We start from the raw sequence: 23,207 nt of genomic DNA, 5'->3' as shown, positions 1-23,207 counted from the left end.
CGCGCCGGCGTCGTCGAAGCGCTGACCGGGCTCGCGTTCGGTGGCGTGCCGGACCAGCTCGTCGAACTCGGGGGGCACACCGTCGATGCAGGATCCCGGATCGGGCACGTCCTTCTCGACCCGCTGGTAGGCCACGGACAGCGAGGTGTCGCCCGTGAACGGCGTGCGTCCGGTGAGCATCTCGAACAGGACGACGCCCGCCGATTTCACCTCGCCGCTCTCGGAGATGAGGATGTTCTCGGGTTTGACGTCGCGGTGCACCAGACCCGCGCGGTGCGCGACGGCCAGCGCGCCGAGCACCGGTGCCGCGACCGCGGCGGCGGCGTGCGGGGGCATCGGTCCGCGTTCACGCAGCAGCTCGCGCAGCGTGCCACCATCGACGAGCTCCATCACCAGGAACGCGTGCTCACCGTCGTGCCCCTGGTCGTAGACGGCGACGAGCCCGGGATGGTTCAGCTTCGCGACGGCCCGGGCCTCGAACTCGAATCGGGTACGGAACTGCGGATCGGCGGCGAGCTGCGGATCCATTACCTTCACCGCGACCGGCCGGTCCAGCCGCATGTCGGTCCCGCGATACACCGTCGACATGCCGCCCCGGGCGATGGGCGCTTCGATCCGATAGCGTCCATCGAGCACGATGCCGACCAAGCGGTCGCCTCCAGCGGTCACGCGGTGTACCCCCGTGTTCTGCGACGCCGCACGGCGACGTCGGTCGGTTCCTTGTGGGTGGGGTCGTTCACCCCAGTCGATCGTAGCCAGCGCGCCGGACGGGACGGTCTCGCGTGCACTGCGGATCGAACCCGATAACGTTACCCGGGTGAGTGCAATCCCGTTCTGCGACGACGTGCTGGACCCTTCGGTACCGGTACTCCAACTCGTCGATGTGTCGAAACAAACCGGTGTCGTCATCACCCGCGTCCACCAGATGCTGCGCGACCGCCAGCTCCTGGCGATCAAACGCGACGGTGTCCTGGCCGTGCCGGAAGCCTTCTTCGGTGAGGACGGCCACGTCCTCAAGAGCGTGCCGGGCCTGATCTCGGTGCTGCACGACGGAGGTTTCCGCGACGACGAGATCCTGATCTGGTTGTTCCGCGAGGACGACTCGCTCGAGGGTGGCAGCCCGGCTGCGGCGCTGCACACCCATTCGGCGCGCGAGGTCGTGCGCCGGGCCCAGGCCCTGGGCTTCTGAGCAACCGTCAGCGGCGGGACGCGAGCTGTGCGAGCAGCACCGCGAGCCGTCGCCGTCGCGGCACCACCGCGCGGCGGTCGAACACCCGGTAGCCGTTGTCCTCGACCTCGTCGAGGATGCTGCCGTACAGCACGAACGCCGCCCGGATCCCGGGACGGACCCGGTCGGGGAGCAGGGCCAGTCCCGGCTCGGCGCGCCGATAGTCGGCGCGTGCGAGCGCCACGAAATGGGCGAGCGCCCGGCGTACCCGCGGATCGGGTGCGCCGGCGCGCAGGCATTCGGCGAGCAGCTCGTCGTCGACGCCGAACGCCGACCAGCCGTCGGCGGGCAGGTAGATCCGCCCGCGCGCCAGGTCCTCGCCGACGTCGCGCACGAAATTCGTCAACTGGAACGCGGTCCCCAGCGCGGCCGCGTACGGGCCTGCGCGGTCGGGATCGTCGACGCCGAACACCGGCAGCAACTGCAATCCGATCACCGCCGCCGACCCGTACATGTATTCCCGCAGCTCCGCCATGTCGCGGTACCGATCGCGGAATACCGCGGTACCGGGGATGTCCATCCGCATCGACCGCACGAACGCCTCGAAATGGTCGAGGGGAATCCCGTAGCGGACGACGGTGGCGGCGACCGCCCGCACCACGAGACCGACGTCGTCGGCCGGCCCCGGATCACCGTCGAGTGCTGCGTACAGCCGCGCCAGCACCGCGTCGACCTGCCGGGATGCCGTTGCCGGATCGTCCACGGCGGTGACGTCGACGATGTCGTCCACGGTCCGCGCGAACCCGTAGAGAGCGTGCACACCCGCGCGGCGCCCGGGCGGCAGCAACCGCGACGCCAGGTGGTACGTGCGTCCATGTGCGGCAGTGAGCCGCTCGCAGTACCGGAACGCCTCGTCCATGCCTCCGGTCACCCGCGCGGGGGCTCCGCGGAGGCCGCTGGTGCCGGATCGGTGGCGGCCGCGGGTGCGGGCACGGCGGGTCCGGGTACGGCAGGTGCAGGGGCGGTGTGTTCGGGGACGGGGACCGCGACAGCAGGTGTGGCTGCCGGGCGACGGGAACGCAGGTGCAGCGGGTCGGCCGTGCGCAGCGACAGCGCCGCAACCACCGACACGAAGATCGCGACCGCCACGTGTGCGATGTTGTACATGCCGATCGACCCGTCCGGATTGAAGATCACCATCAGCCACGTGGACAGGCCGACGAGAACCATCAGCGTCCGCGTCGACATCGCGAACGCCGCGGCGACCGCGAGCGGCCACGAGTAGTACCACGGCAGCGCGGCGGGGGACAGGACCGTGACCGCGGTCAGCGCAACCACGATGCCCAGGACGGCGTCGCGTTCGGTTCTGCGGAACCGCCACCACGCCCACACCAGGATCGCCACGAGCGCCAGCATGCAGATCGTGCGGGTCACCTCGAGCACGGAGCCGAGACGCCAGGGCGTGACCCACGTGACGGCATGCGCGGCCATCGTGGGCAGCGACAGCCAGTTGATGATCTTCGACGATCCGGACAGCGCCGTCAGCCAGCCGATCCCGACACCGGCGAGTGCGGACGCGGCGCCGAACACGGCGGCGAACACCACGACGCCGATCCCGGCGGTCTTGGCGAACAACCGGATCGGGGCGGCCGGTTCGCGCTCTTCCTCACGGGCCCGGTCGCGTTCGTGCACCATCCACACCCAGATGAGGAACGGCAAGGCCAGACCGGCGGTCGCCTTGATCGCCGCGCCGAGCGACACGAGCGCGATACCGCCGACGTGCCGGCGCTCGAGCACGAGCACGATGCCGGCCATCATCAGCCCGACCATCAGCAGTTCGTTGTGGACGCCGCCGACCAAGTGGATCAGCACGAGCGGATTGAGCACCGCCAGCCACAACGCGATCGTCGGATCGCCGCCCATCCTGCGGGCGAGTTTCGGTACCGCCCATGCCATCAGGACCAGGCCGGGCAGCATCAGCAGCCGCCACAACCACGTTCCCAGAACGACGTTGTCGTCGGTCAGCGATGTGATGCCGGCCCCGAGCAACAGATGCACCGGGCCGTACGGCGTCGTCGTGGTCTTCCACACGTTGCTGACGTTGTCGAGCAGGATCCCGGGGTTGACGACAGGACCGTCGACGTACGGATCGAAACCGTCCCGCAGCATCGCGCCCTGGGCGAGATACGAGTACGCGTCGCGGCTGAACATCGGGGTCGCGACCAGCAACGGCGCCACCCACACGGGAAGCACCTTCCAGGTGTCGCGGAGGCTCACCTCACCGGCACGAGCGCTGCGGCCGAGCCGCACCCACGCCGCGATCATCAGCAGGACACCCGCCCACACCAGGATCGTCGACAGCAGCAGGCCGTGACCGAACCGCAGCCACGACAGGAAGAGATCCTCGAGCAGCGGATCCTGCCGGCGGACGCTTCCGGCGCCGAAACTGCCGAAGGTCAGCAGTGCGGTGCCGACCGCCCCGAGAACCGCCGCGTTGCCGGCGGGGCTCCGCAGGAACGAGACCGTACGGGCGGGCTCCGCCGCGGCCGGTGCGGCGTCGGGGGCAGCAGGGGACGACATGGTTTCGGTTTCCTCCCCCTGGTGCACACGCCTTCACGCAGTGCAGGTGATCTACGAACGAGAAGACAGTTTAGTTCAGTCCGGGATCCGCGCCGCCCACCGTCCGACGGGGCCGTGTGACGCCGAGTCGTTCCGCGGCGAGCCGGCCCGACAACAGCACCGTCGGAACACCCACCCCGGGAACCGTGCCCGACCCGGCGAGCACCACGTTCGGATAACGCGGATCGAGGTTGCGCCGCCGGAACGGACCGGTCTGCCGGAACAGATGCGCGCCACCGAACGGACTGCCCGCGATCATGCCCCGATCGAACCAGGTCCGGGGCGTGTCGACGCGGTCGATGCGGAACCCGGCGGTGATACCGCCGTATCCGCGCCGCTCCAGCACCGAGCACAGTTCGGCCGAGTACGGGCAGGCCAGTTCCTGCCAGTCGAAGGGGGCACTGTCCAGGTTCGGGCAGGGCGCGAGAACCGACAGCGGTTCGTGCTCGACACCGTCGCGGGTCAGCAGCAGACCGGGGTCGCTCAGGGCCGGCCGGGTGATCAACAGCGACGGGTCGCGCATCAGCCGGCCGCGACCACGCCGCGCGGTGATCTCGGCGAACGTGTCCTCCCAGGCCGAACCGAAATCGATGGTGTGATGGTGGCCGGCGGCCCAGCCCGCGGTGACGGACGTGGGCACCGTGCCGTGCAGCACCACCGCCGACGGGGACGCCACCGTGGGACGCCGCCGCGGTCGCGGCAACAGAGCGTCCACCACCGGCAGGTCCGGCGTCAGCACCACCGCATCGCAGGGGTGACGGTCACCGTCGACGGTGCGTACCGCGACCACCCGGCGTCCCTCGAACTCGAGGTCGGCGACCTCGGCGCCGAGTCGCACCGTGCCGCCCGCGGTCACCAACGCGTCGGCGAGAGCGCGCGCGACCGAACGCATGCCGCCGTCGACGGAGAACACTCCCAGCGAGGTGTCCATGTGCGCGATCGCCGCGTACACGGCGAGTGCCCGGGCCGGTGCGACGCCCGCGTAGAGCGCCTGGAACGTGAAGATGCGCCGCAGCCGCGGATCGCTGACCTTCCGGTTCACCCGAGCCCCGAGCCGGCCGAAACCACCGAGCCGCACCAGCCGCAGCAGATCCCGCGCCGCATCCGCGGAACCGACCAGATCGAGGGGGGAATCGAAGTTCGCGTCCATGAAGCGCGCGAACTCGGCATCGAAGATGTCCGCCAGCCAGCGTCGGAGACGCAGGTAGCGGCGCGCCTCGTCCGGGCCGCACACCCGGGTGACCTCCGCGACCATCCGATCCGGGTCCGAATACACGTCGAGGCTGCTGCCGTCGGCGAATCGGGCGTGATAGGCGGGCGTCATCGGGTGGATGCGCAGCGGCGGATCCACCGACGTGAAATCCGCGCCGACCGCGGCCAGCGCGTCGGAGATCAGCTCCGGCATCGTCAGGACGGTGGCACCGTTGTCGATCTCGTAGCCGGGCCCGGCATGGGTGCCGACGCGGCCGCCCACCGCCCGGTCGCGTTCGAGGACGGTGACCTCGCGACCGTTCCCGCGCAGGTGCAGCGCCGCGGACAGCCCCGCGAGCCCGGCACCGACGACGACGATGCGTTCGGCGCCGGCGACGGTCCGCAACGGCCGCATCAGGCGGTGCGCCGCGTCGCCGCCAGCGCCCAGTCGCGCAGCATCGCCTTGCCCTCGTCGGTGGCGGCGGATGCGTCCAGCGCGGCGAACGCCTCCTCGGTGAGCGCGGTGATCCGCTCTTCGACGCGGGCGACGGCACCGAGGCCGGTCATGACCGCACGCATCTCCTCGACCCGACGGTCGGTCAGATCCGTGCCGATCCCGTCGCGCAGCAGCCGCGCGGCCGCCGGGTCGGTCGCGTCCGCCGCGGCGAGCGCGAGTGCGAACAGCACGGTCCGTTTCCCGGCGCGCAGATCGTCCCCGGACGGTTTGCCGGTGACCTCGGGGTCGCCGAACACCCCGAGCAGGTCGTCGCGCAACTGGAACGCGATGCCGACGTCCGTTCCGAAGCGGCGGTACGCGTCGATCAGAGCGTCGTCCGCCCCGGCGAGGGCTGCCCCCAGATGCAGGGGGCGCTCGATCGTGTAGGCCGCGGTCTTGTACCGGTTCACCCGCAGCGCGGCCTCGACCGATTCGTCACCTGCCGACTCGCCGGCGATGTCGAGGAACTGGCCGCCCAGAACCTCGGTGCGCATCGCCGACCACACCGGCGTGACCCTGGCCGCCGTCGCCGCGTCCAGCCCGGCCTCGCGGAGCATGTCGTCCGCCCACACCAGCGCCAGGTCGCCGAGAAGGATCGCCACGGCCTCACCGAATCGTTCGGGCACGCCCAGCCACTGCGCGGCGCGGTGCCGGTCGGCGTACTCGACGTGCACGGTCGGGAACCCCCGGCGGGTGGTGGACGCGTCGATGATGTCGTCGTGCACGAGCGCACCCGCCTGCACCAGTTCCAGTGCCGAGCACGCACGCAGCACCGCGGCGGCGTCCGGTCCGGCCGGGTCGCCGCCCGCGCCGATCCAGCCGGTCCACGCGAACACGGGCCGCACCCGCTTGCCGCCGCGCAACACGAACGACTCGAGCGCGGCGACCGCGTCGGGATAACCCCCGCCGACCTTGCCGACGACATCGGCGCGGGACGCGAAGAACTCCCGCAGCGCGCCCTCGACGAGGTCGGGCAGCAGCGAGGACGGGACGTGAGCAGATCCGGTGGACAGGGGAATCCTCCTGGTCGAATGGGCATGCGCCCGTCCGGTGGGGACATCGTGGCGCCGGCGTCCACCCTATCGGGGGCGCGGGGAACCTACCGCCGAGCGGCCACCTATGCTGGTCGGGTGACATGCGATTCCGTCAGCGGGGGCCAGGACGGCGGGACCTCCCGCACACCGTCGATCGTGGACCGGTTGCGGGTTCCGTCCCACGGCCGGATCCCGTTCTCGGTGGAGTTCTCCCCGCCGCGCGACGCCGACGCCGAGGCGCGGCTCTGGCGTGCCGTGCGCGAATTCGAACGGCTCGGCCCGGCATTCGTGTCGATGACCTACGGTGCAGGTGGTTCGACCCGGGACCGCACCGTCCGCGTGACCGGTCAGCTCGCCGAGGAGACGACGCTGCTGCCGGTCGCCCACCTGACCGCGGTCGGGCACAGCATCGACGAACTGCGCGCGATGGTCGGGGCCTACGCCGATCGCGGAATCAGCAACATCCTGGCTCTGCGCGGCGACCCGCCCGGCGATCCACTGGGCGAATGGACCCGGCACCCCCAGGGTGTCGAGCACGCCGAGGATCTGGTCCGGCTCGTGCGTGAGCTCGGCGACTTCCACGTCGGTGTGGCCTCTTTCCCGGAAGGCCACCATCGGTCGCCGGACCTCGATCACGACACCCGGTACCTGGTGCAGAAGCTGCGGGCCGGCGCCGAGTACTCGATCACCCAGATGTTCTTCGACGTCGAGCACTATCTGCGGCTGCGCGACCGGGTCGTCGCGTGCGACGCGGAGCAGGCGCTGAAACCGATCATTCCCGAGATCATGCCGATCACGTCGTTGCGGTCCGCGCGGCGCAGCCTCGAGCTGTCCGGCTCCCGGCTCCCCGCGGAACTCGAGGAGCGGCTCGTGCGAGCGGCCGGAGACGGCCCCGAGGAGAACCGCGCGGCCGTGCGCGAGGTCGGTATCGAGGTGGCCACGGAAATGTGCGAACGGCTCATCGCCGAGGGCGCCCCGGGTCTGCACTTCATCACGCTGAACTTCGCCCGCGCGACCCGCGAGGTGCTGTCGCGGCTCGGGATCGAGCTCCCGGCGCCGCTCGTGCAGCCCGCCTGACGACTCCGCTCGCGGGCCGTTCAGGGCAGGGGCCGGTTCTTCCAGCCGGTCCGGCCCCGGCGCCGGGCACGTAGGGAGGCGACGGTCAGGGCGCCGAAACCGACGATCGAGGCCGGGTGCCCGGCCGCGGTCACCGCGTCCGACCCGGACACGCCCGTACCGCGCTCGGTGGAGCGGGCCAGCGTGCGCGACACGAGTGCCGCGACGGACCCGATCAGACCCCAGCGGCGGACGGGTCCGCGCCCGGCGATCGCGGCGATCGGGGGCAGCGCGTAGGCGAGCGTGTAGCCGGTGAGGACCGCGACCGCGCCGGCCGGGGATCCGAAGGCGGACCACAGCCAGCGGGTGTAGCCGGTGGTCAGCTGCCGGCGGTCGAGATACATGCGGCACGAAGCGAGCTGCCCGGCCGCCACCACGGCCGTGCGCCGGCCCGCCGCCCGCATCGTGCGGGCGAGATCGAGGTCCTCGGTGGGGCTCGATGCGACCGCCGCGTGCCCGCCGATCGCGGTGTACGCGCGGGCGTCGAACACGAGGAACTGACCGCACGCGACGGCCATCGAGGGCCGCGTCGTGCGGTTGGCCACGGCGATCGGCAGGGACGAGAACCAGGACCAGCACAGCAGCGGCTGCAGCAGCCGCTCGGCGGGGGAGCCGGCCACCTGGAACGGCCACGGCGAGAGCAGGTCGGCGTGTGTCCGCCGCAGCGACGTCACCGCGGCGGCCAGCGCCTGCGGTGCCAGGCGCACGTCCGCGTCGACGAACACGACCGTGCCGGTGTCCGCGGATCGAGCGAGGTGGTGGGCGTGCGCGCACGCGGCGGCCTTGCCCGTCCAGCCCGCCGGTGGAGCCAGTGTGCTGCGTACCACCTCGATGCGCTCGTCCCCGCCCGCGGCGCGGCGCGCGGCGTCGGCGGTGCCGTCGGACGAGTCGTCGTCGAGGACGATCACGCGCAGTCCGGGTACCCCCTGCTGGGCGCGCAGGTCCGCCACGAGGTCCGGCACCCGGTGCGCTTCGTCGCGGGCGGGAACCAGCACGGTGACCGGTTCCGTGGTGCCGGCTCCCGGCACGAGCCGGGGCAGCGAGAACCGGTTGGCGACGGCGACGAGCGCGCCGAACAGGGCTACGGCTGCGCCCGCCCGGGTGGTGAGCACGGCGGTGCCGCGGATCCGGCCTGCGGTGTTCACGTCACGATTCGTCGGTGTCCGGGTCCGGGCCGCCTGCCGAGACGCGGGTCGGCGCCGGGTTGCGGTTGAGCCAGGCCAGGCCACCGATGATCAGTGCCACTCCGAGGGTGACACCGGCGACGATGCCCGCCCACCCGGCGAAACCCCGGGTGTTGGGATCGGCGTAGCGGACCTCGGCGCGCAGGTTGGTGACATCACCGGCGGGCAGCTTCCACGTCACGACCGAGTCGGATTCGCGGGTGCCGTTGGTGGTGGCGATCCGGGCCGGGAACGCGATGGTGAACTGCACGTCCGTGCCTTGCGCGGGGACCGATTCGAGGTCGACCTTCCCGGTGAGGGCGACGAGGTCGCCGGACCGCTGCAGCGCGATCTGGAAGGAACCTGCGCTCTGGTCGGTCATCGCGCCGAGTTGCTGTACGTCGCCGAAGGACAGGTCGCTGAAGAACACCTGGCTGCCGACGTAACCGTCCTGCTTGTATTCCTGTACTCGGACGCGTCCGGCCAGCGAGTCCGGGACGACGAGCTGGGGTCCCTTGTCGTTCTCGTCGATGGGGATCGTCGCGGCGACGATCTGCCCGGACACCCGGTCGTCGGCCGAGACCCCCATCGTCACCTGGGCACGCAGGCAGCCCGCGAGCAGCGGAAACAACAGGAGAACGAGGGCCGCCAGCTGGAACGATCGACGGCGGGGAGCAGGGATGAGGGACGGCTGCACAGCGGATATCGTGCCAGCATCCTGCGGGGATGTCAGAGGTCCGGGGGTGTTCCGGCGCGTCGCCGCAGGTCCCGGTGCGCTCGACGATCGCGGAGCAGCGACAGCAGCAGGGGAATGCCGAGCAACCCCATCACGATGAAGCCGTACACGGCCGACCAGCGTAGTTCCGGGGCGTCGAGGAACACCGTGTGAGCGAGTGCCGATCCGAGCCACGTCCACAGGAACAACGCGAGCGGAACCGCGTCGCCACCCCGGGGCTGCCGGGTCACCCGGTCGAGTGCGGTGAGTGCGGTGGCCATCACGGCGGCCACGACGAGCCATCCGGCGTAGTTGGAGAGCGGGATGTGTGTGAGACCGGGTAACCCGGAACCGTGGCACCACGTCCACTGCCCGTCCGCGACCATCTGCGGGTCCAGGTACAGGTCCCATCCGACCATGCCGATCGTCGCGGCCGCGATCCTCGTCGTGGGCCGGGGGGTGAGCCGCGTCGCGACACACCACACGGGATACAGGCCGGCAGTCCAGGCGAGCGGCACCACGAGCGGCACGTCGAACAGCGCGGGCCCGAGCCGGTCGGTGGCGTACGCGTAGCACCCGTAGGGGTATCCGGTGGCCGTGCCGGCCACCTCCGATGCGAATCCCACCCCGGCGGAGATCACGAACATTCCCGCCGCCCATGCTGCGCCGCGGTGCGCCACGGCGTGCGCCAGACAGGCGGCGGCCAGCAGCGCCACCACCAGCACGGTGACGACGTCGCGGGCGGATCCGTGGGCGAGGGGATAGGCGATCTGGGCGGCCACAGCGGCGACGGCGAGCGCGACGGCGGGTATCGTCCCCGGGTCCGTCACCGGCGTCCGGCGCCGGGACCTCGATGCGGTCCGGGGCGGGGGTCCTGCCGGTTCGCGCGTGGGTCCTGTCGGTCCGGCGGAGGCCGGAGTCGGGCTCATCGGGCCATCCGCCGGACGATGCGGCGCAGGGGACCGCCGGTGGTGTCCGCCAGCGCGGCGTGGGCGGCGCTGCGTCCGCTCGCCCCCGAGACACCGCCGCCGGGATGGGTGGACGCGCCGGTCAGGTACAGTTCGCGCGCGTCGGGCACGCGATGTTGCGACAGTTCGGGCAGCGGCCGCCACATGAACATCTGGTCCAGCGACATCTCCACGTGCATGACGTTGCCGCCGATCATGCCCAGTTCCCGCTCGATGTCCTCGGGGGTCTGGATGTGCCGGTGCCGGATCGACGACGTGAATCCGGGGGCGCGCAGCTCCATCTCGGCGACGATCCGGTCGGCCTCGGATTCGGCCAGGTCCGTCCAGCGCCGACCGGCGGACAACCGGTGCGCATGCCACTGGGACCACAACGTCACCTGGTGCTCGCCGGCCGGTGCGATCGACGGATCCAACGCCGTGAAACTCATCCCCAGCACCGCCGGGCGCGGCGGCAGTTCACCGGCGAGCGCGGCGCCGTGTGCGAGCCGCAGGTGTGCGCGGTCGTCGACGAGCAGCTGCAGTCCGCGCGTGGTGTCCGCCGCGGAGGGCGCACCGGCGTACGCGGGAAGCGAGTCGGTGGCCAGGCGGAGCACCATGCCGATACCGGGTCCGACGCGGATACGGCGACGCCAGCCGGCCAGCTGGGCGCGGTCGTAGCCGCCGCGTTCGAGCAGGTCGAGGGTGGTCAGGATGTGACATCCGGCGATCACCGTGCGGGCGGTGACGGTACGCCCGGATTCGGTTCGGATCGTCCAGGCGCCGCCCGTGCGGCGCAGTTCGGTGACGGCGTCGCCGAGTGTGACGGCGCCGCCGTCGGAGGCGAGTCGTGCGGCGAGCGCGCGTGTGAGAGCGCCGCTGCCGCCGACCGCGCGGCCCGGGGGCAGTGTGTGCATCAGGGCCGCGAACCCGACCATGGGGGCGGTACCCGGTTCGGACATCGGCGGTCCGGACTGTGCGCCGAACCATGCGAGCGCGGCTTTCAGCGGTTCGTCGTCGAAGTACTCGTCGAGCAGGGCGTCGCCGGACGCCAGGAACCGCCGTGACAGGTCGCTGCCGCCGCTGCCGGCGTCCAGGCCCCAGAACGACGAGAGGAGGTGCCGTCCGCTGGGCGGCGTGGAGAACGAGCGCATGACCGCGGCACTGCGCGGGCTCCACGCGTCGACGAATCGCCGGTACGCGTCGGCCTCGCGCGGGCCGCAGGCGGCTTCGATCGACCGGCACGTGTGGTCGAGGTCACGGTGGAAGACGATGCCGGGACGGTCGCTGCCGGGCGGGGCGGGCGCGAAGGCCCACGGATCGCAGTCCAGGTAGCGGAGGCCGAAACGGTCGAGTTCCAGTTCCTCGGGGATGCCGGTGTGCCGGATCATGATGTGCGCGGACGAACCGCGGTCGACGGCATGTCCGGGGAACCGTTCGACGGTGGAGACCGCACCGCCGAGGACGGTGTCGCGTTCGAGCACCTCCACCGAACGGCCGGCGCGTGCGAGATAGCACGCCGAGACGAGGGCGTTGTGCCCGGAACCCACCACGACTGCGTCGATCACCGGCCCAGGCTATCGCCGTGGTTCGGGTTCGACCGTCACGGGCAGTTCGCGCCCGAGTACCGCGAAGGGCCGGGCGTCACCGGTGAAGACGAACCGCCGGACGACATCGCGGAATCCGAGGCGGCGGTACAGCCGCCACGCGCGGTTGTCCTCCTCGGGTACCTCGGGTGTCGACAGCAGGACCGTTCGTTCCGGCCGGTCGGCGAGCAGTCGCAGCAGGAGGGCCTCGCCGATGCGGTGTCCCTGCGCGTCGGGATGCACGTGCAGTTCGGTGAGTTCGAAGTAGTCGCCGAGCACGTCGTCGATCCGCTCGGGCGGATATCCCGCGTGCCTCATCCCCGATCGGACCTGCTGGTTCCACCACTGCTGGGGCGCGCCGCGGTAGCCGTAGGCGATCGCGACCAGGGTCGCCGGGTCGTGCGGCAGTGCGGCGGCCACGGCCCGCCAGCCGGTGCGGCCGGCGTGTTCCGCCCACATCGGGGCGCGGTGGTATTCGGTGCCGCGGGGATATTTCATGGCCGCGACATAGATGAGGAGCATCTCGGGCAGCCGAGCGCGGAATTCCGCCGGGGACAGGTCGAGAAGAATCGGCGCCGCGTCGTGCGGGGTCGCGTCCGTGCTCATGCGGGGAGGAGTCCGCCTTCCCTTGACGATGTGTCGGTGGGTGCAGCTATATTGAATACGTCGAACGCATGTTCGACAACGGTGATCCGGTGATGTTCGAGGGAAGCGAACATCCCCGGATCACCGGCCCGAAGTCGCGGGAGGTGGGTGATGGTCGTGCCACAAGTTGCCGATGGGCGAGCGGTACGAGGACGTCCGGGCTGTGTCGTGCGGCCGGTGTCGTCACGGGCGGCGACGATGCTGCGCCGGGCCGACGAGTTGCTCTCCGAAGCCGCCGGGGCACGCGACGCCGCGGAACGGTTCCAGCTCGCCTATCTCGCTGCGCTGCGCGGGGCGGGGGCGGTACTGGCGGCGGTCGAGGTGCGCGCCGGATCGTCGGCCCGGCGGAGCAGGACGCGCAACGCGTGGGTGCTCATGGCCAAGGCGAACCCGGGATTCGCACGCTGGGCGGACTTCTTCGCGGACCGCTCCGCAACCCGCGCCGCGATCGAGGCGGGGATCACCCGGACGCTGCCGGTCGAGGAGGCCGACACGTTCTACGACGAAGTCGGTTCCTTCCTCCACGAGGTGGAGGATTGCCTCTCCGAGCGTGTCGCTGCCCCGGAATGAGCCGGGGACCTTCGATGCCGACTGCCGGGACGTTCGGAAGGTCGTCCGGGACTCCCTGTCGGAGTTGGTGGTCCAGCGCATGATGTACTCGTATTATTGACATAGGCGGCCGTCAAAGTCGGCCCCCCGCCGTTTCCTACCGGAGGATTCGGTGGCCACCGTTTTAGTGCCGGGGGAGGTACCGTGCCACTCTCCGAGCACGAGCAGCGCATGCTCGATCAGATCGAGAGCGCGCTCTATGCTGAGGACCCCAAGTTCGCCTCGACCGTCCGAGGCAGTCGGTTGGGCATGGCGGGCAGTCGTCGACGGCTGCAAGCCGGTGCGCTGTTCGTAGTGGGCCTGGCGTTGTTGATCGCGGGTGTCGCCCTCCCGGTGAAGCCGGGTGGGTTCCCGATCATCAGCCTGCTCGGCTTTCTCGTGATGTTCGGCGCGGGCGTTCTGCTCCTCGTCGGAAGTCGGCGCGGAAAGTCGGTCGGTGATGCTCCCCGAGGGAGCGGATCCGGTTCCGGGCAGGGAACCCGGGCCCGAGGGAATCGCAAATCCGGCGGTGGGTTCACCCATCGGATGGAGGAGCGCTTCCGGCGGCGTTTCGAACAGGAATAGACGCGTGTCGGATCACGCGTAACAGGCAGATCGCGAACGGCGCGACCCCGTGTGGGGTCGCGCCGTTCGTCGTTCCGCTTCGCCCCCATATTCACCCCCGGAGCACACCCGCGTGCGGGAGCTCCCACGTCGCCCCACCCTGCTCCGGTCGTGAGCGCGACGGTTCGTTCCGGTCGCGTCGACCTGGGGTTTTCCGCAACCTCTGCAGTCGCCTCGACGCGTCGTCGCACAGGGGATGCCGGGTCGGCCGCATCACCGGTGAATGTGCCCCACTCCACCCCACTGGCGTTGAGCAGCGAGAACGGGTGAAACGCCCGGCGATTCGGGCCCGTAATTGGTTGTACGTGGGGCAAAGTGGGGTACTGTGGGTCGCGGCGGAGCGGCTCGGGTTGCCCCGTCGGAGACGAATGGTCCGGCCGGCGAAGGCGGGGGTGACGAGTGTTTCTCGGAACCCACACGCCGAAGCTGGATGACAAGGGTCGGCTCACGTTGCCGGCGAAGTATCGAGACGAACTGGCGGGAGGGCTGATGATCACCAAAGGGCAGGACCACAGCCTCACCGTGTTTCCGCGCGACGAGTTCGCGGCGCTCGCAGAACGGGCCGCGGCCGCGTCGCGCAGCAATCCGCAGGCTCGCGCATTCTTGCGCAGCCTCGCGTCCGGCACCGACGAACAGCGACCCGACGCGCAGGGGCGGATCACGCTCTCCGCAGCGCACCGCAAGTATGCCGGGCTCACCAAGGACTGCGTCGTGATCGGTGCGATCAAGCACCTCGAGATCTGGGACGCAACGGCGTGGGAGACCTACCTCGCCGAACACGAGGAAGAGTTTTCGGAGGCGAGGGACGAGGCGCTGCAAGACATCCTGTAACCGCTGCTTCGGTCGCGCGGCGAGTGCCGCGAGGCCTCTGCCCGAGGCCGACCCTGACGCACTTCCCCAGCGCCAGGTTCGGCAACGGAGCCCTGACGCACTTCCCCAGCGCCAGGTCCCCGAATCGGACAGAGACCTCGATGCATTCGCCGCCCCGTGTATCAGCACCCCGACCGTTCACCGATCGAACCCCCACGACTCGATTCGCTCCGAATCGACCGAGCAGGACCCGGAGGAACCATGGTGGACGGCGAGGACGACGAGACGGCCGCTGCGGCCGATGACGCCCCCGCCGAAGGTTTCGCGCACGTTCCCGTCCTCCTCGAACGTGCGGACGAACTCCTCGGTCCCGCGATCGTGGCCGCGGGGCCGGGCGGCGCGGGCGCCGTCTACGTCGACGCGACACTCGGTCTCGGCGGACACTCCGAACACTTCCTGCGCACCTATCCCGGCCTGCGCCTGATCGGTCTCGACCGCGATCCCGACGCCCTCGCCATCGCCGAAGCGCGGCTCGCACCGTTCGCGGATCGCACCGACTTCGTCCACACCCGCTACGACGGCATCGCCGCCGCGCTCGAAGAATGCGGACTGGACCGTGTCGGCTCGGTGCACGCGATCCTCTTCGACCTCGGGGTCTCCTCGATGCAGTTGGACGAGGCCGACCGCGGCTTCGCCTATTCGCAGGACGCCCCGCTGGACATGCGCATGGACCCGACCGTGGGCATCACCGCCGCCGACGTCCTCAACACGTACGGACACGGCGATCTCGCCCGCATCCTCAGCACGTACGGAGAGGAGCGGTTCGCGGGGAAGATCGCCTCCGAAATCGTGCGCACCCGCGAGAAGACGCCGTTCCGCACCAGTGGTCAGCTCGTCGAACTGCTCTATCGGACGATCCCCGCGGCGTCGCGTCGGACCGGCGGACATCCCGCCAAGCGGACGTTCCAGGCGCTGCGCGTGGAGGTCAACGCCGAGCTCGACTCGCTCCGTGCCGCGGTTCCGGACGCACTCGACGCGCTCGCCGTCGGCGGCCGTGTGGTGTTCATGTCGTACCAGTCCCTCGAAGATCGGGTCGTCAAGCAGGAGCTCACTCCGCGCTCGAAGTCCCGGAGTCCCGAGGGCCTGCCGGTGGAGCTGCCCGGAATGGGCCCGGAACTGAAGATTCTCACCCGGGGCGCGGAACGGGCCTCGGAACACGAAATGGAGAGCAATCCACGCTCGGCGCCCGTACGCCTGCGTGCCGCAGAACGAATCGCCAGGAGGTAACCGATGACCGTTCAGGTGGCATCCCCGCTCCGCCGTTCGGCGCGATCCACGGCGGCGCAGCGTGCGTACCAGCGGCGGAACCAGCGCGCAGCACAGCTGGGTGTGAAGGGCGAGTCGCGCGGCGCGGCGACGGCGACCCAGCAGCCGAAGGTGGCGACCCGGATTCCGTTCGTCGCGACGATCCTCGCGCTGCTCGGCGTCGGGATGGCCGTCACGCTGCTGCTGACGACCCGGGCAGCGGAAGACTCCTACCAGCTCAGCGCCGCCCGCGCGTACAACGAGACCCTGATGCAGGAACGTGCGGTGCTCCAGCGCGACGTGGAAGCCGGAAACTCGGCTCCGGTGCTCGCGGAGAAGGCCGCCGAACTCGGCATGATCCCGACGGGCGGGGTGGCGCGCCTGGTCGTCGGTGAGGACGGCTCGGTCCAGGTCGTGGGCACACCGACTGCGGCACAGGGTGCGCCCGCCGCGCCGTTGAACCCGCCGAACTCGGCCGTCCGCACCGGTCCGGCCCCGCTCGCCGGTAGTGCGGGTGCGGAGAACCCGCGCCCCGTGCCCGTCGGTGGCGACCGAGCGGAAGCCCCGGCGCCTGTCCCGGTGAACACACCGGCCCCGGCGCCCGCGCCCGTCGGCGGGGCGGCTGTGGCCGCCCGGCCGGTACCGGTTCCCGAGGCCGCTCCTGCGCCGGCGCCCGCGCCGGACGCAGTCGCCACGCCGGAGACCGGCAATGCGACGGTCGCGCCCCCGCAGACGGAACAATTGATGCCCGTGAACCCGACGACGCAGTCCGAGGACGGGCGCCGGTGAGCCGAGGCGCCCAACCTCGCAGGCCCACGCGCAGCCGCACACCCGCACCCCGCCGCCCGGCCTCGGCCGGACGTGCGGGGTCTCGCCGGACGTCGGCCGCCACGTACACCACCGAATTCGGGTTCCGGAACAGGGTGGGGCGCGCAGCCATGTTCGGTGCGCTCGCTCTCGCCGCCGCGATGCTGCTGTGGGTTCAGGTCGTGCAGGCGCCGAGCCTCACCGCCGAATCCGCGAATCAGCGCACGACACGACTGGTCGAACCCGCCACCCGCGGGACGATCGCCGATCGCAACGGTGCTCCGCTGGCCTACACGATGGAGGCCAAGGCGCTCACGTTCCAGCCCCAGCGGGTGCGCCGGGAACTCGACGAGGCCCACGCGAAGGACCCGTCGAAGCCGGAGACCGGGGAGTATCTGAAGGGCGTCGCGGAGACGGTGCACGAAGCCCTCGGCGACGCCGCGCCCGAGAAGGACGTGCTGGCGAAGCTCGAGAGCGACGAGACCTTCGTCTACCTCGCCCGCGGTGTCGATCCCGGTGTCGCCGCGGCCATCGTCGACGAGTACGACAAGGTCGGTCTCGAACGCCAGGACATCCGGCTGTATCCGGGCGGGTCGCTCGGAGCGAACATCGTCGGCGCGACCGGCTGGGACGGTCACGGACTGCTCGGGCTGGAATCGTCGATGGACTCGGTTCTGGCCGGCACCGACGGGTCGTCGACCTACGACCGCGGATCCGACGGTGCCGTGATCCCCGGCAGCTGGCGCGACCGTCAGGACGCCGTCGACGGATCGGCCGTCGAACTGACCATCGACTCCGACATCCAGTACTACGTCCAGCAGCAGGTGCAGCGCGCGAAGGACCTGTCGGAAGCGAAGAACGCGTCCGCGGTCGTCCTGGACGCCCAGACCGGCGAAGTCCTCGCGATGGCCAACGACGGCACGTTCAACCCCGCCGTCGGCATCGACAAGCAGTCCGACGCTCAGCTCGGCAACCTCGCGGTGAGCTCGCCGTTCGAGCCCGGCTCGGTGAACAAGATCATCACGGCGGCCGCGGCCATCGAGGACGGGCTGACCACCCCGGACGAGGTGCTGCAGGTGCCGGGGTCGATCACGATGTCCGGTGTCAGCGTCAAGGACGCCTGGGATCACGGTGTCGTGCCCTACACGACGACCGGTGTCTTCGGGAAATCCTCGAACGTGGGCACGCTGATGCTGGCCCAGCGGGTCGGTGAGGACCGGTTCGCGCAGATGGTCGACCTGTTCGGCCTCGGCCACCGCACCGACGTCGGGCTGCCGGGAGAGTCCGACGGCCTGGTCCCCAGCCGGGAGCAGTGGTCCGGCGGTACCTTCGCGAACCTCCCGATCGGTCAGGGCCTGTCGATGACCCTGCTGCAGATGACCGGCATTTACCAGACCATCGCCAACGACGGCGAGCGTGTCGCGCCGCGGATCGTCCGCGCGACGATCGCTCCGGACGGAACCCGCACCGAAACACCGCGTCCGGATCCGGTGCGGGTCATCGGGGCCCAGACCGCCGCGACGGTCCGGGACATGTTCCGTTCCGTCGTGCAGGACGACACCGGGAATCAGCGGGGTACCGGCACACCTGCCGCGATCGAGGGTTATCAGATCAGCGGGAAGACCGGCACAGCCCAGCAGATCGACCAGAACTGCAAGTGCTACTCCAATTCCGAATACTGGATCACCTTCGCCGGCATCGCCCCGGCCGACGACCCGCGGTTCGTCATCGGCATCATGCTCGACGCGCCGAAGCGCAGCGCCGACGGCAGCGGCGGTCAATCCGCCGCGCCGCTGTTCCACAACATCGCCGCGTGGATGTTGCAGCGCGAGAACGTGCCACTGTCTGCCGACCCCGGCAGCAAGCTGATCCTGCAGGTCGATTGAGTGGTGACCCTGTTCGGACGGCAGTGCCGGTGTCGGTAACGTGTCACGGCGGGAAGCGTCCCGGCCACACGGTCGAGAAGCCTCCCGGCTACACGGACGAGAAGCGTCCCGGCAGCACGGACGAACAGCGACAGCAACGCCGCTGCGGCAGAGCGAGAGGAACCTGGTGCCTGTGTCCCCGAGTCCGGATCCGTCCCCTCCCGTGGAGGGGCTGAGACCCGAACATCCACCGGCGACTCGGCTCCGGGAGCTGGCCGGCGCTGTCGGCGCCGACTACACGATCGTGGTTCCCCAGAACTTCGACGGCACCGCCGAGCCGGACTTCGAGGGCACCGTCGAGCCGGCGGACCTCGTCACCGGCATCGACCTGCGCGCTCAGGCCGTGCGTCCCGGCGACCTGTTCGCGGCGCTGCCCGGCGCTCACGCTCACGGCGCCCAGTTCACCGCGACCGCGCTCGAACGCGGTGCCGTCGCGGTACTGACCGACGCGGCGGGTCGCGACCTCGTCGCCGCGAGCGTGACCGGACCGACCCCGGTGCTGGTGCACGACGATCCGCGGTCGGTCCTCGGTGAGGTGTCCGCCAGCGTCTACGGTCACCCGTCGCGCCGCATGCAGGTCCTCGGCATCACCGGCACATCCGGCAAGACCACCACCGCGTACCTCGTCGAAGCGGGACTCTCCGCTGCGGGCCGGTCCACCGGTCTCGTCGGAACGGTGGAGACCCGCATCGCCGGCCGCCGCGTCCCCAGCGCGCTCACCACGCCCGAGGCGCCGCAGCTGCATGCGCTGTTCGCCACGATGCTCGAACGTGGCATCGACACGGTCGTGATGGAGGTGTCGAGCCACGCCCTGGCACTCGGCCGGGTCGGGGGCGTCGATTTCGCAGTCGGCGCGTTCACCAATCTCTCGCAGGACCATCTCGACTTCCACAAGGACCTCGACGACTATTTCGCGGCGAAGGCCCTGCTGTTCGCCGCCGGGTCACCGCACAGCGCGCGGCGCGCGGTGGTGTGTGTCGACGACGAGTGGGGCGTCCGGATGGCGGGGATCGCCCGCGCAGCTCACGCCGGCGAGAACACCGGCGCCGCGACCGTCACCGTCGCCACCGTCGCCGGCGCACCCGCCGCGGACTGGACGGCCGGCGATGCGCTCGCAGCCGCCGACGGATCCCAGGAGTTCACCCTCACCGGGCCCGACGGAACGGCACACCGGGTGCGGGTGCGGCTTCCGGGTCACTACAACGTCGCCAACGCTGCGCTCGCCACCGCGGTGTGCGCCGCGGCCGGTGTCGACCCGGCTGTCGCTGCCGAGGGCATCGCGTCCGTGTCGGTACCGGGCCGGGTCGAACTCGTCGATCGGGGCCAGGACTTCCTCGCCGTCGTCGACTACGCGCACAAGCCCGCTGCGCTCGAAGCCGTCGTCGCCACGCTGCGCGGTCGCACCACCGGACGCATCGCGGTGGTCGTCGGCGCGGGTGGCGACCGGGACCGCGGCAAACGGGCGCTCATGGGGGCCGCGGCGGCACGCGGCGCCGAGCTCGTCGTGATCACCGACGACAACCCGCGCACCGAGGACCCCGCGACGATCCGGGCCGCGATGCTCGAGGGTGCCCGCTCCGTGCCGGACGCGGAGCGCGGCGAGATCCTCGAGATCGGCGACCGCGCCGCCGCGATCGAGGCAGCGGTCCGCTGGGCCGGACCCGGCGATGTCGTGCTCGTCGCAGGCAAGGGACACGAGCGCGGCCAGGAGATCCACGGGGTCAAACACCCCTTCGACGACCGGGAGGTGCTGGCGGACGCCCTCGAGCGCACTCGGAGTTCCCGCTCGGCACACCCGGCCGACGAGCCCGGCCGGAACGGTACGGGCGACACCCGAGATGGAGGCACAGCATGATCCCGATGACCCTGACCCGCATCGCGGAGGTCGTCGGTGGGACCCTGCACGACGTGGACGACCCGTCGGCGGAGGTGACCGGCACCGTCGAGTTCGACTCGCGGCGGATCGGCCCGGGCGGGTTGTTCCTCGCCCTGCCCGGCGCCCGCTCCGACGGACACGACCATGCCGGGGCGGCGGTCGCCGCAGGCGCGGTGGCGGTCCTGGCGGCCCGGCCGGTCGGCGTCCCGGCGATCGTGGTGCCTCCGGTGCCGCGCACCGAGACCAATTCGCTCGCATTCGAACACGACACGGACGGATCGGGCGCTGCAGTGCTCGCCGCCCTGGGCAGACTCGCGCGTGCCGTCGTCGACGATCTGACGGCCACCGGCCTGACCGTCGTCGGAGTCACCGGGTCCGCCGGCAAGACGTCGACCAAGGATCTGCTCGCCGCGGTGCTGGCACCGCTCGGGGAGGTCGTCGCGCCCCCGGGATCGTTCAACAACGAGCTCGGCCATCCGTGGACGGCGTTGCGCGCCACCCGTGACACCCGGTACCTGGTGCTCGAGATGTCCGCGCGCGGGCCCGGCCACATCGCGGCCCTGGCCGCGGTGGCGCCCCCGCGTATCGGTGCCGTTCTCAACGTCGGCACCGCGCACCTCGGCGAATTCGGATCGCAGGAGATCATCGCCCAGACGAAGGGCGAACTCGTCGAGTCCCTGCCGTCCGCTGCCGACGGCGGGGTCGCGATCCTCAACGCCGACGACCCCCTGGTCGTGAAGATGGCCTCGCGTACCCGAGCCCGCGTCGTGTTCGTCGGCAGTTCGCCGTCGGCGACCGTCCGCGCCGAGAACGTGCATCTCGACGACTCGGCGCGTGCCTCGTTCACGCTCGTGATCACCGATCCCGAAGCCGAGGGCGGACAGCGCAGCGCCGACGTCACCCTCGCCGTGCACGGCGAACACCACGTGGGCAACGCCCTGACCGCGGCCGTCGCGGCCCTCGAATGTGGTGCGACGCCCGAGCAGATCGCGGTGGCGCTCGGTGGTGCGGCCCCGGTGTCGGCACATCGCATGGCGGTACGCACGCGGGCCGACGGCGTCACCGTCATCGACGACGCCTACAACGCCAACCCCGACTCGATGCGTGCCGCGCTCAAGGCACTGGTGACCATGGCGCGTGCCGGCGACACCCCGCGGCGGACGTTCGCCGTGCTCGGGGAGATGGCGGAACTGGGCGACGAGTCGGTCGTCGAGCACGATGCCATCGGCCGGCTCGCGGTGCGTCTCGATGTCACCCGCATCGTCGCCGTCGGTGCGACGCGACCGGTCCGCGGCCTGTTCCAGGGCGCCGTGATGGAAGGATCCTGGGGCGAGGAAGCCAGCCACGTTCCCGACGCGGACGCGGCGATCGCGCTACTCGAGGACGAGCTCGAACCCGGCGACGTCGTGCTGGTGAAGGCGTCGCAGTCGGTCGGCCTGTGGTCGGTCGCAGACGCGGTACTCGGCGGCGGCACCGGGAACAATGATTCTGCTGTGGAAACGGAGGCTGCACGGTGAGACAGATCCTTTTCGCTGCCGGCATCGCGCTGGCGGTGTCGATCCTGCTCACGCCGGTGCTGATCAAGGCGTTCTCGCGGCAGGGCTTCGGTCAGGAGATCCGTGTCGAGGGGCCGCAGAGCCACCAGGCCAAGCGCGGCACCCCCACGATGGGCGGCGTCGCGATCCTCGCCGGTCTGTGGGCCGGTTACTGGGGTTCGCACCTGATCGGCCTCGGATACGACGCGGAGGGCCCGACCGCGTCGGGTCTGCTGGTGCTCGGCCTGACCACCGCCCTCGGCGGCGTCGGCTTCCTCGACGATTTCATCAAGATCCGCAAGCAGCGCAACCTCGGGCTCAACAAGACCGCGAAGCTGGTCGGCCAGCTCATCGCCGCGGTCGCGTTCGGAATTCTCGCCCTGCAGTTCCGCAACGACAGCGGACTGACCCCCGGCAGCACACACCTGTCGTATGTCCGGGACATCGCGACCGTGTCCATGGGCTCGATCGTGTTCATCCTCTTCGTGTATCTGCTGGTCAGCGCCTGGTCCAATGCCGTGAACCTGACCGACGGGCTCGACGGTCTCGCGGCGGGGTCGATGAGCCTGGTGCTCGGCGCCTACGTGATCATCACGTTCTGGCAGTACCGCAACTCGTGCGTCGCCGAACCCGGCAAGGGTTGCTACGACGTGCGCGACCCGCTGGATCTGGCGCTGCTGTGCGCCGCCGGCGCCGCCGCGTGCATCGGTTTCCTGTGGTGGAACGCCGCCCCGGCCAAGATCTTCATGGGCGACACCGGCTCGCTCGCACTCGGCGGCATGCTCGCCGGCCTGTCCGTCACCACCCGCACCGAACTGCTCATGGTCGTCATCGGCGCGCTGTTCGTCGCCGAGGCCGCTTCGGTCGTGATCCAGGTGGCGGTGTTCCGATCCAGTCGCCGCCGGGTATTCCGGATGGCACCGTTCCATCACCACTTCGAGCTCGGTGGCTGGGCCGAAACCACGGTGATCATCCGGTTCTGGCTGCTCGCGGCCATCGCCTCGGCCGTGGGCATGGCCTTGTTCTACAGCGAATACCTAGCGGCGATCGGGGACTGACC

Annotated in this window: 21 protein-coding genes; 11 read left to right on the top strand and 10 right to left on the bottom strand. The window is 70.8% G+C overall.

The window, feature by feature from the left end; all coding sequences use genetic code 11:
• A partial coding sequence (locus A8G15_RS13675; protein ID WP_156665378.1) for a protein kinase domain-containing protein occupies positions 1 to 669 on the bottom strand: 669 nt, incomplete at its 3' end.
• A 148-nt stretch (positions 670 to 817) separates the two neighbouring features.
• Here A8G15_RS13675 and A8G15_RS13670 point away from each other — a divergent pair.
• The gene (locus tag A8G15_RS13670; RefSeq protein ID WP_068160115.1) at positions 818 to 1,189 is read left to right on the top strand and encodes an Rv2175c family DNA-binding protein; all 372 of its coding nucleotides are present in this window, start codon (positions 818 to 820) and stop codon (positions 1,187 to 1,189) included.
• A 7-nt stretch (positions 1,190 to 1,196) separates the two neighbouring features.
• Here the strand turns inward: A8G15_RS13670 and A8G15_RS13665 are convergent, their stop codons facing one another.
• The 4 genes from A8G15_RS13665 to A8G15_RS13650 form a co-directional block, all read right to left on the bottom strand.
• Positions 1,197 to 2,087 (bottom strand): phytoene/squalene synthase family protein, encoded by an 891-nt coding sequence (locus A8G15_RS13665; protein WP_068160110.1) that lies wholly within the window; start codon positions 2,085 to 2,087, stop codon positions 1,197 to 1,199.
• 8 nt (positions 2,088 to 2,095) lie between these two features.
• Positions 2,096 to 3,748, bottom strand: a complete 1,653-nt coding sequence (locus A8G15_RS13660) for an alpha-(1->6)-mannopyranosyltransferase A (RefSeq protein WP_068160207.1) — start codon at positions 3,746 to 3,748, stop codon at positions 2,096 to 2,098.
• A gap of 70 nt (positions 3,749 to 3,818) precedes the next feature.
• The gene (gene crtI / locus A8G15_RS13655; RefSeq protein ID WP_068160109.1) at positions 3,819 to 5,393 is read right to left on the bottom strand and encodes a phytoene desaturase family protein; all 1,575 of its coding nucleotides are present in this window, start codon (positions 5,391 to 5,393) and stop codon (positions 3,819 to 3,821) included.
• Entirely contained in the window at positions 5,393 to 6,493 is a 1,101-nt protein-coding gene (locus A8G15_RS13650) for a polyprenyl synthetase family protein (RefSeq protein ID WP_211270160.1), read from the bottom strand. Before A8G15_RS13650 ends, crtI begins: the two co-directional genes overlap by 1 nt.
• Before the next feature lie 111 nt (positions 6,494 to 6,604).
• On the opposite strand from A8G15_RS13650, the gene metF reads away from it, so the two are divergent.
• Positions 6,605 to 7,585 (top strand): methylenetetrahydrofolate reductase [NAD(P)H], encoded by a 981-nt coding sequence (gene metF, locus A8G15_RS13645; RefSeq protein ID WP_211270158.1) that lies wholly within the window; start codon positions 6,605 to 6,607, stop codon positions 7,583 to 7,585.
• 20 nt (positions 7,586 to 7,605) lie between these two features.
• Here the strand turns inward: metF and A8G15_RS13640 are convergent, their stop codons facing one another.
• From A8G15_RS13640 to A8G15_RS13620, 5 genes are read right to left on the bottom strand one after another with little or no spacing between them, the layout of a single operon-like run.
• On the bottom strand, positions 7,606 to 8,769 hold the full coding sequence (locus A8G15_RS13640; RefSeq protein ID WP_245687834.1) for a glycosyltransferase family 2 protein: 1,164 nt from the start codon (positions 8,767 to 8,769) through the stop codon (positions 7,606 to 7,608).
• A 1-nt stretch (position 8,770) separates the two neighbouring features.
• On the bottom strand, positions 8,771 to 9,484 hold the full coding sequence (locus tag A8G15_RS13635) for an LppM family (lipo)protein (protein ID WP_068160102.1): 714 nt from the start codon (positions 9,482 to 9,484) through the stop codon (positions 8,771 to 8,773).
• A gap of 32 nt (positions 9,485 to 9,516) precedes the next feature.
• Entirely contained in the window at positions 9,517 to 10,431 is a 915-nt protein-coding gene (locus A8G15_RS13630; protein WP_082899879.1) for a carotenoid biosynthesis protein, read from the bottom strand.
• Positions 10,428 to 12,014 carry a phytoene desaturase family protein gene (locus A8G15_RS13625; protein WP_068160097.1) on the bottom strand — a complete coding sequence of 529 codons (1,587 nt, stop codon included), beginning with the start codon at positions 12,012 to 12,014 and terminating at the stop codon, positions 10,428 to 10,430. The genes A8G15_RS13630 and A8G15_RS13625 overlap by 4 nt, the downstream gene beginning before the upstream one ends.
• A 9-nt stretch (positions 12,015 to 12,023) precedes the next feature.
• Positions 12,024 to 12,638, bottom strand: coding sequence for a GNAT family N-acetyltransferase (locus A8G15_RS13620; protein WP_068160096.1), 615 nt, complete (start codon positions 12,636 to 12,638; stop codon positions 12,024 to 12,026).
• Positions 12,639 to 12,875: 237 nt separating this feature from the next.
• Between A8G15_RS13620 and A8G15_RS13615 the strand changes: the two genes are divergently transcribed.
• The 9 genes from A8G15_RS13615 to mraY all read left to right on the top strand — a co-directional run bounded on the left by A8G15_RS13615 (position 12,876) and on the right by mraY (position 23,205).
• Entirely contained in the window at positions 12,876 to 13,247 is a 372-nt protein-coding gene (locus A8G15_RS13615) for an SAV_6107 family HEPN domain-containing protein (RefSeq protein ID WP_156665382.1), read from the top strand.
• A 183-nt stretch (positions 13,248 to 13,430) separates the two neighbouring features.
• Positions 13,431 to 13,850, top strand: a complete 420-nt coding sequence (locus tag A8G15_RS13610) for a DUF3040 domain-containing protein (RefSeq protein WP_068160090.1) — start codon at positions 13,431 to 13,433, stop codon at positions 13,848 to 13,850.
• A gap of 438 nt (positions 13,851 to 14,288) precedes the next feature.
• Positions 14,289 to 14,720: a division/cell wall cluster transcriptional repressor MraZ gene (gene mraZ, locus A8G15_RS13605; protein WP_068160088.1), complete on the top strand. Its 432-nt coding sequence runs from the start codon at positions 14,289 to 14,291 to the stop codon at positions 14,718 to 14,720.
• A 240-nt stretch (positions 14,721 to 14,960) separates the two neighbouring features.
• Positions 14,961 to 15,986, top strand: a complete 1,026-nt coding sequence (rsmH, locus tag A8G15_RS13600) for a 16S rRNA (cytosine(1402)-N(4))-methyltransferase RsmH (RefSeq protein ID WP_068160200.1) — start codon at positions 14,961 to 14,963, stop codon at positions 15,984 to 15,986.
• A gap of 3 nt (positions 15,987 to 15,989) precedes the next feature.
• Positions 15,990 to 16,793, top strand: coding sequence for a cell division protein FtsL (ftsL, locus tag A8G15_RS13595; protein WP_245687833.1), 804 nt, complete (start codon positions 15,990 to 15,992; stop codon positions 16,791 to 16,793).
• Positions 16,790 to 18,697, top strand: a complete 1,908-nt coding sequence (locus A8G15_RS13590; protein WP_082899878.1) for a peptidoglycan D,D-transpeptidase FtsI family protein — start codon at positions 16,790 to 16,792, stop codon at positions 18,695 to 18,697. Before ftsL ends, A8G15_RS13590 begins: the two co-directional genes overlap by 4 nt.
• A 166-nt stretch (positions 18,698 to 18,863) precedes the next feature.
• Complete coding sequence (locus A8G15_RS13585; protein ID WP_425415093.1) at positions 18,864 to 20,591, top strand: UDP-N-acetylmuramoyl-L-alanyl-D-glutamate--2,6-diaminopimelate ligase; 1,728 nt, start codon at positions 18,864 to 18,866, stop codon at positions 20,589 to 20,591.
• Positions 20,588 to 22,129 (top strand): UDP-N-acetylmuramoyl-tripeptide--D-alanyl-D-alanine ligase, encoded by a 1,542-nt coding sequence (locus A8G15_RS13580; protein WP_068160083.1) that lies wholly within the window; start codon positions 20,588 to 20,590, stop codon positions 22,127 to 22,129. The genes A8G15_RS13585 and A8G15_RS13580 overlap by 4 nt, the downstream gene beginning before the upstream one ends.
• Positions 22,126 to 23,205, top strand: a complete 1,080-nt coding sequence (mraY, locus tag A8G15_RS13575; RefSeq protein WP_068160080.1) for a phospho-N-acetylmuramoyl-pentapeptide-transferase — start codon at positions 22,126 to 22,128, stop codon at positions 23,203 to 23,205. The genes A8G15_RS13580 and mraY overlap by 4 nt, the downstream gene beginning before the upstream one ends.
• Positions 23,206 to 23,207 lie beyond the last annotated feature (2 nt).

It is taken from the genome of Rhodococcus phenolicus (genome assembly GCF_001646785.1).
Taxonomy (GTDB): Bacteria; Actinomycetota; Actinomycetes; order Mycobacteriales; family Mycobacteriaceae; genus Rhodococcus; species Rhodococcus phenolicus.
Note: the sequence above shows the minus strand (reverse complement) of the source record. Positions and strands in the feature narration are given on the sequence as shown.

Coding starts and splice junctions, on each gene's coding strand:
- A8G15_RS13665 (WP_068160110.1), bottom strand. CDS start 2,087: ATGGACGAGGCGTTCCGGTACTGCGAGCGGCTCACTGCCGCACATGGA.
- A8G15_RS13660 (WP_068160207.1), bottom strand. CDS start 3,748: ATGTCGTCCCCTGCTGCCCCCGACGCCGCACCGGCCGCGGCGGAGCCC.
- crtI (WP_068160109.1), bottom strand. CDS start 5,393: ATGCGGCCGTTGCGGACCGTCGCCGGCGCCGAACGCATCGTCGTCGTC.
- A8G15_RS13630 (WP_082899879.1), bottom strand. CDS start 10,431: ATGAGCCCGACTCCGGCCTCCGCCGGACCGACAGGACCCACGCGCGAA.
- A8G15_RS13620 (WP_068160096.1), bottom strand. CDS start 12,638: ATGAGCACGGACGCGACCCCGCACGACGCGGCGCCGATTCTTCTCGAC.
- A8G15_RS13615 (WP_156665382.1), top strand. CDS start 12,876: ATGCTGCGCCGGGCCGACGAGTTGCTCTCCGAAGCCGCCGGGGCACGC.
- rsmH (WP_068160200.1), top strand. CDS start 14,961: ATGGTGGACGGCGAGGACGACGAGACGGCCGCTGCGGCCGATGACGCC.
- ftsL (WP_245687833.1), top strand. CDS start 15,990: ATGACCGTTCAGGTGGCATCCCCGCTCCGCCGTTCGGCGCGATCCACG.
- A8G15_RS13580 (WP_068160083.1), top strand. CDS start 20,588: ATGATCCCGATGACCCTGACCCGCATCGCGGAGGTCGTCGGTGGGACC.